This window comes from Actinoplanes sp. NPDC049599 (assembly GCF_044465625.1).
Classification (GTDB): Bacteria; Actinomycetota; Actinomycetes; order Mycobacteriales; family Micromonosporaceae; genus Actinoplanes.
The window spans coordinates 181747-192166 of sequence record NZ_JBITLX010000009.1; the positions used below are offsets into that span (position 1 = coordinate 181747).

At 73.4% G+C, this 10420-nt stretch carries 13 protein-coding genes; 5 read left to right on the forward strand and 8 right to left on the reverse strand.

Going from position 1 to position 10420, the window contains the following annotated elements; all coding sequences use genetic code 11:
* The first annotated feature begins 84 nt into the window (after nucleotides 1-84).
* From ACIBQZ_RS18950 to ACIBQZ_RS18960, 3 genes are all read left to right on the forward strand, one after another.
* Nucleotides 85-312 (forward strand): helix-turn-helix domain-containing protein, encoded by a 228-nt coding sequence (locus tag ACIBQZ_RS18950; protein WP_015620263.1) that lies wholly within the window; start codon nucleotides 85-87, stop codon nucleotides 310-312.
* On the forward strand, nucleotides 309-1088 hold the full coding sequence (locus ACIBQZ_RS18955) for an enoyl-CoA hydratase/isomerase family protein (RefSeq protein ID WP_396089999.1): 780 nt from the start codon (nucleotides 309-311) through the stop codon (nucleotides 1086-1088). Before ACIBQZ_RS18950 ends, ACIBQZ_RS18955 begins: the two co-directional genes overlap by 4 nt.
* A gap of 89 nt (nucleotides 1089-1177) precedes the next feature.
* Complete coding sequence (locus ACIBQZ_RS18960) at nucleotides 1178-3127, forward strand: ABC transporter ATP-binding protein (protein WP_396090000.1); 1950 nt, start codon at nucleotides 1178-1180, stop codon at nucleotides 3125-3127.
* 221 nt (nucleotides 3128-3348) lie between these two features.
* Here ACIBQZ_RS18960 and ACIBQZ_RS18965 read toward each other — a convergent pair whose 3' ends face one another.
* The 4 genes from ACIBQZ_RS18965 to ACIBQZ_RS18980 all read right to left on the reverse strand — a co-directional run bounded on the left by ACIBQZ_RS18965 (nucleotide 3349) and on the right by ACIBQZ_RS18980 (nucleotide 6363).
* Nucleotides 3349-3909: a hypothetical protein gene (locus ACIBQZ_RS18965; RefSeq protein WP_396090001.1), complete on the reverse strand. Its 561-nt coding sequence runs from the start codon at nucleotides 3907-3909 to the stop codon at nucleotides 3349-3351.
* A 9-nt stretch (nucleotides 3910-3918) separates the two neighbouring features.
* Nucleotides 3919-4569 (reverse strand): DUF2238 domain-containing protein, encoded by a 651-nt coding sequence (locus tag ACIBQZ_RS18970; RefSeq protein ID WP_396090002.1) that lies wholly within the window; start codon nucleotides 4567-4569, stop codon nucleotides 3919-3921.
* 250 nt (nucleotides 4570-4819) lie between these two features.
* Complete coding sequence (locus tag ACIBQZ_RS18975; RefSeq protein WP_396090003.1) at nucleotides 4820-5575, reverse strand: alpha/beta fold hydrolase; 756 nt, start codon at nucleotides 5573-5575, stop codon at nucleotides 4820-4822.
* A 41-nt stretch (nucleotides 5576-5616) separates the two neighbouring features.
* A complete protein-coding gene (locus ACIBQZ_RS18980) occupies nucleotides 5617-6363 on the reverse strand; it encodes a DUF429 domain-containing protein (RefSeq protein WP_396090004.1) in 747 nt (248 codons plus the stop codon).
* A 104-nt stretch (nucleotides 6364-6467) separates the two neighbouring features.
* Here ACIBQZ_RS18980 and ACIBQZ_RS18985 point away from each other — a divergent pair, with 104 nt between their 5' ends.
* Complete coding sequence (locus tag ACIBQZ_RS18985; RefSeq protein WP_396090005.1) at nucleotides 6468-7106, forward strand: hypothetical protein; 639 nt, start codon at nucleotides 6468-6470, stop codon at nucleotides 7104-7106.
* Nucleotides 7107-7229: 123 nt separating this feature from the next.
* Here the strand turns inward: ACIBQZ_RS18985 and mug are convergent, their stop codons facing one another.
* Genes mug through ACIBQZ_RS19005 form a run of 4 tightly spaced genes read right to left on the reverse strand, consistent with a single transcriptional unit; the run spans nucleotide 7230 to nucleotide 9764 of the window.
* Nucleotides 7230-7802, reverse strand: coding sequence for a G/U mismatch-specific DNA glycosylase (gene mug, locus ACIBQZ_RS18990; protein ID WP_396090006.1), 573 nt, complete (start codon nucleotides 7800-7802; stop codon nucleotides 7230-7232).
* Nucleotides 7803-7846: 44 nt separating this feature from the next.
* Nucleotides 7847-8197, reverse strand: a complete 351-nt coding sequence (locus tag ACIBQZ_RS18995) for a hypothetical protein (protein ID WP_396090007.1) — start codon at nucleotides 8195-8197, stop codon at nucleotides 7847-7849.
* The gene (locus ACIBQZ_RS19000; RefSeq protein WP_396090008.1) at nucleotides 8194-8949 is read right to left on the reverse strand and encodes an SDR family oxidoreductase; all 756 of its coding nucleotides are present in this window, start codon (nucleotides 8947-8949) and stop codon (nucleotides 8194-8196) included. Before ACIBQZ_RS19000 ends, ACIBQZ_RS18995 begins: the two co-directional genes overlap by 4 nt.
* A 56-nt stretch (nucleotides 8950-9005) precedes the next feature.
* Complete coding sequence (locus ACIBQZ_RS19005) at nucleotides 9006-9764, reverse strand: helix-turn-helix domain-containing protein (protein ID WP_396090009.1); 759 nt, start codon at nucleotides 9762-9764, stop codon at nucleotides 9006-9008.
* A 112-nt stretch (nucleotides 9765-9876) separates the two neighbouring features.
* On the opposite strand from ACIBQZ_RS19005, the gene ACIBQZ_RS19010 reads away from it, so the two are divergent.
* Nucleotides 9877-10245 carry a nuclear transport factor 2 family protein gene (locus tag ACIBQZ_RS19010; protein ID WP_396090010.1) on the forward strand — a complete coding sequence of 123 codons (369 nt, stop codon included), beginning with the start codon at nucleotides 9877-9879 and terminating at the stop codon, nucleotides 10243-10245.
* The last annotated feature ends 175 nt before the right edge of the window (nucleotides 10246-10420 follow it).

The following is a 10420-nucleotide window of genomic DNA, read 5'->3' on the forward strand; positions in this document are numbered from 1 at the left end:
GAGATACCTAGCGCATGATCGTTGGAGGCGGTCTAATAGGTGGGACCGTATCGAACCGCACAGTCTGGGACGTGAGGATTCAACATGGCAGCCACGGGCACAGCCACCAGCACTGAGAAGGGTCGCCGAATCGTCGGAAGCGAGCGTCAGACGCTGGCCAAAGACCTGGTGAAGCGATACACCTCCGGAGAGAGCATTCGCGCGCTGGCCGCTTCGACCGGCCGGTCCTACGGATTCGTGCACCGGGTGCTGACCGAGTCAGGGGTCCAGCTCCGCCAGCGCGGCGGTGCCCGCCGTCGGAAGAAGGCGTGACCACCAGCGCATCACCCGGGACCGAAACAGGGGTTCGGTATGACCAGGACGGGCCGGTCGCGACGGTGACGTTGTGCCGGCCCGATGTGCTCAATGCACAGACTCCGGCCATGTGGTCCGAGCTCGGCAACATTTCCCGGAAAATGCCGGGGGACGTGCGAGTCGTCATTGTCCGGGGTGAAGGACGGGCTTTTTCCGCGGGACTCGACTTGTCGGTAGCCCGCGGCACCGGCGATTCTTCGTTGCCGCATCTGGCCACGTTGTCGCCTGCGGAGTGCGCGGAGCGGATTGCGGGCTTCCAGGAAGCGTTCACCTGGTTACGCCGCCCCTCGCTGGTCACCATCGCCGCCGTGCAGGGCCACGCGATCGGCGCCGGTTTTCAGCTCGCGCTGAACTGCGACTTCCGGGTGCTCGCCGACGACGCCCGATTCTCGATGGCCGAGGTGACCCTCGGGCTCGTACCGGATCTCGGCGGCACCAAACGCCTCACCGAGCTGGTCGGTGCGGCCCGGGCGCTGGAGATCTGCGTCACCGGGCGGCGGGTTTCGGCGCAGGAGGCGGACCGGATCGGTCTGGCCACCGCTGTCGTGGCCGGCGCCGAGCTGTCCGCGGCGGTGTCCGACCTGGCCGCGGCCGTGCTGGCCGCCGACCGGGGCGCGGTCGCGGAGATCAAGGCGCTGCTCGCCGGGGCGACCGACCGTTCCTACGCGGAGCAGGACCGGGCCGAGCGGGAGGCACAGACCCGCCGCCTGCGCGACCTGCTGGGCGCCGAGTAAGGGCCGATCCGGAAGAAACCGGTTACCTCTCGGGTTGTCATACCCAGCGGGCAGACTGTGCCTCGCCACAGACGCCCGGGAGGTGACGCATGGGCCCGAACTCCAGCGGCTCAAGCTGGATGATGCTGCGCTCGCTGCAGAATTCCGAGCGTGTCGCGCAGCATCAGCTCAGCCGGGGCACGACCAAGCGCATCCTGCGCTTCGCCCGGCCGTACCGCCGCGACATCATCGTCTTCCTGATCACGGTGGTGTTCGCCGCCGGCATCGGCGTCGCCACCCCGGTGCTCGCCGGTCACGTGGTCAACGCCATCACCGCCGGCGGCTCCGACGCCGCCACCACGGTCATCCGGCTCGCGTTCCTGATCGCCGGGCTGGCGGTCGTCGACGCGTTCCTGTCGCTGGCCCAGCGGTGGTATTCGGCGCGCATCGGCGAGGGCATCATCCTCGACCTGCGCACCCGGGTCTACGACCACGTCCAGCGCATGCCCCTGCAGTTCTTCACCCGCACCCAGACCGGCGCGCTGGTCAGCCGGCTCAACAACGACGTCACCGGCGCGCAGCGGGCGTTCACCTCCACACTCTCCGGCGTGGTCAGCAACGTCATCCAGCTCGTGCTCACCGCCGCCGTGATGTTCAGCCTGTCCTGGCAGATCACCGCGTTGTCGCTGGTCATGCTGCCGGTCTTCATCATCCCCGCGCGCCGGGTCGGCAAGAAGCTGGCCGAGATCACCCGCGAGTCCTACAACCTGGACGCGAAGATGAACGCGACCATGACCGAGCGCTTCAACGTCTCCGGCGCCCTGCTGGTCAAGCTCTTCGGCCGGCCGGACACCGAGGCGGCCCGGTTCGGCGAACGCGCGCAGCGGGTCCGCGACATCGGCGTGCAGCAGGCCATGTTCTCCCGCACCTTCTTCGTCGCCATGCTGCTGGTCGCCTCGCTCGCCCAGGCCCTGACGTACGGGCTCGGCGGCTGGCTCGCGGTCACCGGCAGCGTCACCGCCGGCACCGTGGTCACGCTGGCGCTGCTGCTCACCCGCCTCTACGGCCCGCTCACCGCGCTGAGCAACGTGCGCGTCGACGTGATGAGCGCGCTGGTCTCGTTCGACCGGGTCTTCGAGGTCCTCGACCTGAAGCCGGGCATCGAGGAGAAGCCGGACGCCGTCGCGATCCCGGCCGGTTCCGGCCGCCTGGAGTTCCGCGACGTGCACTTCCGCTACCCGAGCGCCGACGAGGTGTCGCTGGCGACGCTGGAGGACGTGGCGGCCCTCGACCGCACCGAGAACGCCCCGGTGCTGCGGGGCGTCGACTTCACCGTCGAGCCGGGCCAGCTGGTCGCGCTGGTGGGCCCGTCCGGCGCCGGCAAGTCGACCACCTCGATGCTCGTCTCCCGGGTCTACGACGTGACCGAGGGCGCCGTCCGGGTCGGCGGCGTCGACGTGCGCGACGCCACCCTGGAGTCGCTGCGCGACACCATCGGCGTCGTCACCCAGGATTCCCACCTGTTCCACGAGACCATCGCGGAAAACCTGCGGTACGCCCGCCCGGAAGCGACCGAGGACCAGATGTGGGAGGCCCTGCGCGCCGCTCAGGTCGTCGAGCTGGTCCGCGCGCTGCCCGACGGCCTCGACACGGTCGTGGGCGAACGCGGCTACCGGTTCTCCGGCGGCGAGAAACAGCGCATCGCCATCGCCCGCCTGCTGCTCAAGCACCCGTCGATCGTGATCCTGGACGAGGCGACAGCGCACCTCGACAGCGAGTCCGAGGCCGCGGTGCAGCGTGCCCTGACGGTGGCGCTGGAGGGCCGCACGGCACTGGTCATCGCGCACCGCCTGTCCACGGTGCGCGACGCCGACCTGATCCTGGTCCTGGACGACGGCCGCATCGTCGAGCGAGGCAAGCACACCGAGCTGGTCGCCGCCGGCGGCCTGTACGCGGAGCTGTACCGCACCCAGTTCGCGGTGGGCGACAGCCCGGCCATGCCCTACGCGGAACCCACCGAACAGATCGTCGTCCCGGTGGCCCACCCGATCGAATCCTGACCAGCCCGGGCTCGGTCCGGCTCGGTCCGGCTCGGTCCGGCTCGGTCCGGCTCGGTCCGGCTCGGTCCGGCCCAGTGGGGCCGGCTGGGTGAGCTGACGGGGCAGCTGCCGGTCGGCTGGTTTCGGCCGCCGTCGCCCGGCCGCGCCACCCGGCCGGCGCGCCCACGCGACGGCGGTTCGGATCTGGACAGGACAGCTGCTGCTCGGCCGGGTCGGCCCGGTTACCGGTAGAACGGCTGTTGCTCGGCCGGGTCGGCCCGGACGGCGTCGAGCTCGGGGTCGGTGATGAGGCGGTCGATCAGTTGTGCCGGGCCGCCGATGCCGGCCCAGTGCGGATCCACGTCGTGGGCGAAGCACCACGCGTGGTCGGCCGGCCACACGAAGGCCGGCTGTTCGTCCTCGAGCCCGGCCCGCGCGCTGCCGGCCGTCCCGAGGCCGGTCAGCGGGCCCTGGAACAGCCAGTATTCGCGGTGCGGGATGACCACCTTCGGCGCCGGGCGGGCGTCCGGTCCCCAGCCGTCCCAGACGCAGACGTAGCAGCGGTCGGCGGTGGTGGTGTGGGCGGCCAGGATGGTGAAGAGCCGGGGCAGCTGGGCCATGCGCCAGTCCTCCGCCTGGACGTCGTTCTCGCTCTGGCCGAGGCGCTCCGGGTCCGGCAGGAGGCGCAACCGTGCGTACGCGTCGAAGCCGGCCGGGCCGAAGCCCACCAGGCGGTGCCAGGGCAGGTCGCTCCGTACGATCCAGCCGGCGGCTGCCACGTCGGGACAGAGGGTGAGGGTCACAGTTCTGTTCTACCGCGCCGGGGCGGCGGCGAGGCCGAGCTGACGGTTGTGCACGCGGCTGAGCAGCAGCAGGCTGGTGATCGCGCCGACGCCGGCGCAGAACATGTCCCACTGGGTGTCCCAGACGTCGCCCTGGGTGCCGAGGAAGTCGTCGGCCGAGGAGCCGCCGACCACGGCCGCCAGCCACTCGAACAGCTCCCAGGTGGCGCTGACCGCCAGCACCACGCACAGCACCAGCGCGGCCAGCCAGCGGCCGGGGCGCAGCGGCGTCCGGCGCAGCAGCACCTCCCGGGCCACGACGGCCGGGACGAAGCCCTGGGCGAAGTGGCCCAGCCGGTCGTACGGGTTGCGGGCCAGCCCGAGCGTGTCGCGCACCCAGTCACCGGCCGGCACCTCGGCGTACGTCCAGTGACCGCCGATCATCAGGATGACCGCGTGGGCCAGGATCAGCCGGTAGGCCAGCGGGGTGAGCGGGAACCTGCGGTAGGTGAGCACCAGGACCACCGCCGCGACGACGGCCGCGGCGACCTCCAGCAGCCAGGTGCCCAGCGACTTCGCCCCGATCGCGGAGACCGCCAGGGCGATCAGGCCGACGGCGAGCAGGACGGCGGGTTCACGGCGACGCGGCGCGGTGGTGGGCGCGGCACTGGTAGCGGTCATCGGGCCAGTCTTCCGGTGCCCGCGGGCCCCGCACCTGGGTATAGCTACTCAACCGCGGGGCGCTCCCGTACCCGATCGATAGCGCCGGCCCAGTTCAAAATCTCCCCGGCGTACCTGGAAGAAGAGATAGGCGCGGAGCGCGCCGGCCGTCACCGACGTCGGAGGCGACCCGTGCCGCAGCCGGAAGTGCAGCCCGGTGCGCACGCAGACGGTGTCCAGCACCGCGGGCAGCGGCCGGTCCGGGCCATCGTCAGGCGCCGCCGCGCAGGAAGTCGACCAGCAGCGGATTGACCGCCTCGGGGCGTTCCAGGCTCGGCAGGTGGCCCGCCCAGTCCAGCTCGACGTGCCGGGCGCCGGGGATGCGCCGCGCCAGCCCGGCGGCGATCTCCCGGAAGTCGGTCAGGTCGTGCCGCCCGGAGACCAGCAGCGTGCGGGCGGTGATCGCGGACGGGTCCGGCTCGGTGCGCACCGGCGGGAACTCCTCGGCGGCCGCCAGTTGCACGTCGAACGCGTGCCGTTGCATCCGGCGTACCTTGTCCCGGGTCTGCTCGTCCGCGGCCGGGCCGACCCAGGTCCGCACGTTGAGCTCCGTCGCCCCGGCGACGTCACCCGCCTCCAGCAGCGCGTCCTCGCGGGCGCCGACGGCCCGCAGCTCGGCGCCGGCCTCGTGGCCCGCCACCGCCGTGCACAGCAGCGCCAGGGCGGTCACCCGCTCCGGCCGGCCGGCGGCGATCTCCAGTGCCACCCGGCCCCCGCCGGACGCGCCGACCAGCGCCACCCGCGGCGCGCCGAGGGCGTCCAGGAGCGCAACGACGTCGTCGGCGTCGCTGCTGGGCCGGTCCGGCACCGGCGTGTCACCGAAGCCGCGGAAGTCGCAGCGCACCACCCGGTGCCCGGCTGCGACCAGGGCCGGGATCTGCGGGTCCCACATGCGCCGGTCGCACACCGTCGAATGCAGCAGGACCACCGTGGGGCCGTCGCCGGTCACGTCATGAGAAAGAGTCATCGGCGCCACCCTAGGCATCCGGCGGGGAACGCACATCCGCTTTATCCCGGCAGGGCGGACAGCGCGGCGGTGGGTATCGCGATCCAGCCCTCGGTCCGGGCCGCGGGCAGCTCCCGCTCGGCGGGACGACAGACCTGATCCCGTACGGCGGCCCGCGCGGTCAGCGCCGCCACGACGGCATCCAGCGCGTGGTCGCTGCGCCGGCACAACGCCTCGTGCTCGCCCAGGTCGAGCCACGGCGCCGCCTGTAGGAGACGGTCGACGACGGCGCCGAGCGCGGCCTGGTTCTTCGTGGTCTTGTAGCCGCGCCACGGCAGGCCCCACACCTTGAGCGACGCGGCCGGGTAGACCTCCACGACCGCGCCCTCGCCACTGCGATCAACGCTGCGCCCGGCACCGGCGAGGCGGCTCTGCAGGGCGGCACAGCGCATCGCCGTGTGCCCGATCCGGTCCGCGGACACGCTCAGCGGCACCAGGCCGGTCAGCGTGCGGACCACCTCGTCGGTGTGCCGCCAGGCCAGCCGCCGGCGCCACTCCTTGCCCTCGACGCCGGCCGGGACCGCCACCACGCCGGTGCGGTGCGCGGTCACGAAGCTCACGAAGTCGTCCGGCCAGCCCAGCGGGCAGTCGATACCGATCTTGTCGGCCCGGCCGGCCAGCGCCACGATCACGTCGTCGTCGGCGGGCACGGTGAGCGTGCGTACCGTCGCGCCGGTCGCGGACCAGGAGACCGCCGCGACCGCGGTGCCGGCCGGGTCGGCGGCGAGGTCAACTCCGGCGGTCAGCACCTGCCGAACCCTACGCCCGCGCTGGCACGAAAGCGTGAGCCGGAGCAGGCCGCAACGTCGATACGGTGTGGCCACATCACCGCACGTCACGGGGAGAAAACCACATGCGTCAGCCCGCCACCCTCACCATGCTCGCCGTCGCCGGCTGTGCCGTCGTCGCCACCGCGGCCTGCACGTCGCCCTCGACGTCGACGGCCACTCCGCCGGCCGCCACGCCGTCCGCGTCCGCGGGCGTGGGTGGTCCCGCCGCGGAGCCGACGAGCCCGGCCCCCGCGCCGTCGGCGAGCCCGGCCGAACCGAGCAGCAAGCCGGCGGCCGGCGAGGGCGGACAGAGCAGCGCGGTCAACTGGAAGCGGGTCGCCTTCCGGGCACTCGGCTGCAAGCACCACGTCGACCTGCCGGACCGCGCCGAGGTGCAGAACGTCGAGCACGCCGACCTGACCGGCGACGGGAAACGCGACGCGATCGTGGTGGCCTCCTGCCCGACCACCACCTCCACCAACGCCGTGCACGTCTTCGTCTTCGACGGGGACAGCACCGGCAAGCCGCTGCTGGACGCCGGCAAGAAGCAGTACCTGCGGACGGTCGACGTGCAGACGAGCGGCCGGAACATCGAGGTCGACGCCACGGCGCTCAGCGCGGACGCCTCGCTGTGCTGCCCAGACCTGCAGGTCTGGCAGCGGTGGACGTGGACCGGCTCGGCCTTCGAGACCAAAGGCCAGATGGCCGAAAAGATCAGCTGATCGCGCCGCCGATGCAACGTATCCGCACCGGCGTACGTCTTGGGAGCGGGGGCCTTTGGGGAGGCACCCGCATGCCGCCGGAAGTCAGGTCGGTGCCCCCGCGGACCTGACTTCCGGCCGGCGTCAGCAGCCCGCCGCCGCCCGCAGCTCGGCGTAGGCCGAGGCCAGCGTGTCCACTGTGTAGTGCGCGTTCAGCCCGCTCGGGTTCGGCAGCACCCACACCGGCACGCCGCCGACCGTCTCGTCCTGCGGCCCGATCCGGGCCTTCGGCCGCCCGAACGCCGCGCGGTACGCGGTCACGCCGAGCACCGCGAGATACCTCGGCTGCCAGGTCGCGGCCAGTTCCGCCAGCTGCCGGCCGCCGTCGACCAGTTCCGCCGGGGAGAGCTCGTCCGCCCGCGCGGTCGCCCGGGCCACCACGTTGGTGATCCCCAGCCCGAGGCCCGGCAGTGTCGCCTGCTCGGCCGGGTGCACCAGCTCCGGGGTGAAGCCGGCCCGGTGCAGCGCCGGCCAGAACCGGTTCCCCGGGCGGGCGAAGTGGTGCCCGGTGGCCGCCGAGTAGAGGCTCGGGTTGATGCCGGAGAACAGCACCCGCAGGCCGGGCCCGACCAGGTCGGGAAGGGTGCGCTCGCCGGCGCCGGCGACCTCCGCGGCCGTCGGCGGCCGGAACGCCGGCGGCGGCGTAGCGGACAGCATCCGGCCAGCGTATCGACCGGCCGGCGGGGCGGCCCGGCGTGTGGTCAGTTCGGCCGGCGGCGCAGGCGCAGGCGCACGGCGGCGACCGCGGTCCAGGGCAGGAAGATCGCCCGGTGCCGGGCCGCGGCGAACTCCAGGCCGGCCTCGGACAGGCGCACCCAGCCGGGGCTCCGCCCGATGCCGACCATCGCGCCGGCCGCACCCGCCGCGGCCGTCAGCACAGCGAACAGCACGGCCTCGACGTAGTCGGAGACGTCCAGCGAGAAGCCGGCCGCCCCGCCCGCGACCAGCAGCAGGCCACGGAACAGCAGCATCACCGCCAGCAGGATCAGGGCGACGTTGAGCGCCGGCCGCCATTTGGGCACCAGGAAGGTGACCGGCTCGGTCCGGTTCACAGTGCCCGCAGCGCGCCGCCGTCGACGGGGATCATCAGGCCGGTGAGGTAGCCCGCCGCCGGCGACAGCACAAACGCGGCGACCTTGCCGAACTCGGCGGGCTCGCCCAGCCGCCCGAGCGGCACGGAAGCGGCAGCCGCCTCGGCGGCCGCTTCGGCGTCGCCGGTCGCGGCGAACAGTTCCCGGTTGCGGTCCGTCAGCACCCGGCCCGGCAGCAGGCTCACCACGCGGATGCCGCGGGGCCCGTACTGGTCGGCCATGTCCTTCGCGGCCCCGGCCAGCCCCGGCCGCAAGCCGTTCGACAGGCCCAGCCCGGCGATCGGCGTCCGCGCCGACGTCGAGAGCACCAGCCCGATCGCGCCGCCCTCGGTCAGCGCCGCCGCGATCGTGCGCGCGGCCCGAACCGTACCCAGGAAGACCGTCTCGAAGGCCTCGCGCCACTGCTCGTCGGTGACCTCCGCGGCCGTGCCGCGGGCCGGGCCGCCCACCGAGATCAGCGCGCCGTCGAGGCGCCCGAAGCGCTCCCGCGCGGTGCCGATCAGCAGCTCCGCCGTGCCGGGCTCGGTCAGATCCGCGACCACCCCGGCCGCACCGTCGCCGAGCGCGGCGACGGCCGCATCGACCGCGGCCCGCGAGCGCGCGGAGATGACCACCTTGGCGCCGTCGGCCACCAGGGCCTGCGCGGTGGCGTAGCCGAGGCCCCGGGAGGCGCCGGTGAGGACGTAGACGCGGTCAGCGAGGCCGAGATCCATGCCGCTGATCCTGTCACCCGCGGGCCCGCCGCGCTGTCACCGGGCGCGCCGCGCTGTCACCGGGCGCGCAGAAAGGTGGCGGTGGCCGCGTCCGCCGGCAGGAACGACTCGATGGCCAGCTCGTCGAGGGTGACGTCGAGCGGGGTGCCGAGCACCGAGGTGACGCTGAAGAAGCACAGCTCGTGCCCGTCGGCGGCGTACCGCAGCGGCACGACCACCCCGTCCGGCCGCGCGGCGTCCCGGCCGCCGGGCAGCGCCCGCAGCTCGTCGTGCAGCGCCCGCAGCACCGGATCGCCGGTCGCCAGCGCCTGCCGGTCCAGCCGGTGCAGCACGTGCGCCCGCCACTCGCCCAGATTGCGGATCCGCGGCGCCATGCCGTCCGGGTGCAGCGACAACCGCAGCACGTTGACCGGCGGCTCCAGCAGCTCCGGCGCCACGCCCGCGGTCAGCAGCGGCACCGCCGCGTTGCCGTCGACCATGGTCCAGTGCCGGTCGATCAGCACCGCCGGGCACGGCTCGTGCCCGATCAGCACGGCCCGCAGCGACGCCAGCACGGCGGCCAGGTCCGGCCCGCCGAGATCCCCCTCGGGAAAGGCCGGCGCGAAACCGCCGGCCAGCAGCAACGCATTCCGAGCCCGCAACGGTACGGCCAGCCCCTCGGCCAACCGCAGGATCATCTCCCGGGTCGGCCGGGACCGCCCGGTCTCCACGAACGACAGATGCCGCGCCGACACCCCGGCCTGACCGGCGAGCTGAAGCTGACTCAACCGCCGGTTGCCCCGCCACTCCCGCAGCAGCACCCCCACGTCGCTCATGCCCCGATGGTAGGGAGCCGCCCGGCGCCCGCCGATTACCCGCGAGGTAATCGACGGCACTACCGGCGCGGGGTGACGGTGGTCGGGCAAACGAACCGAGGAAGGGAACCCCATGAGCGACTTCGAATCCGCGGTGGAGCGCTACCTGGCCGCCTGGAACGAAACCGACCCGCACCTCCGCCGGAAGGCGGTGGAACAGGCCTTCGCGGCCGACGTGCGCTACGTGGACCCGCTGGCGGCGGTCGAGGGACACGCGGCGCTGGACGGCCTGATCGGGGCGGTGCAGGGACAGTTCCCGGGGCTGGTGTTCAGCTCCGGCGGGCCGGTGGACGCGCACCACCAGCAGGGCCGGTTCACCTGGCGGCTGGGCCCGGCGGGGGAGGAGCCGGTGGTGATCGGCTTCGACGTGGCCGAGCTGGGACCGGACGGGCGGATCCGCACGGTGCTGGGCTTCCTGGACCGGGTGCCGGCGCTCGGCTGAGGCCGGCCCGCCGGCGCGGCTGCCGGCTGGTCATCGGGCGGACCGGCGGGTGGTCAGGCCGAACCGGCGGTCGGTCAGGCTGCCGGCTGGTCATCGGGCGGACCGGCGGGTGGTCAGGCCGAACCGGCGGTCGGTCAGGCTGCCGGCTGGTCATCGGGCGGACCGGCGGGTGGAC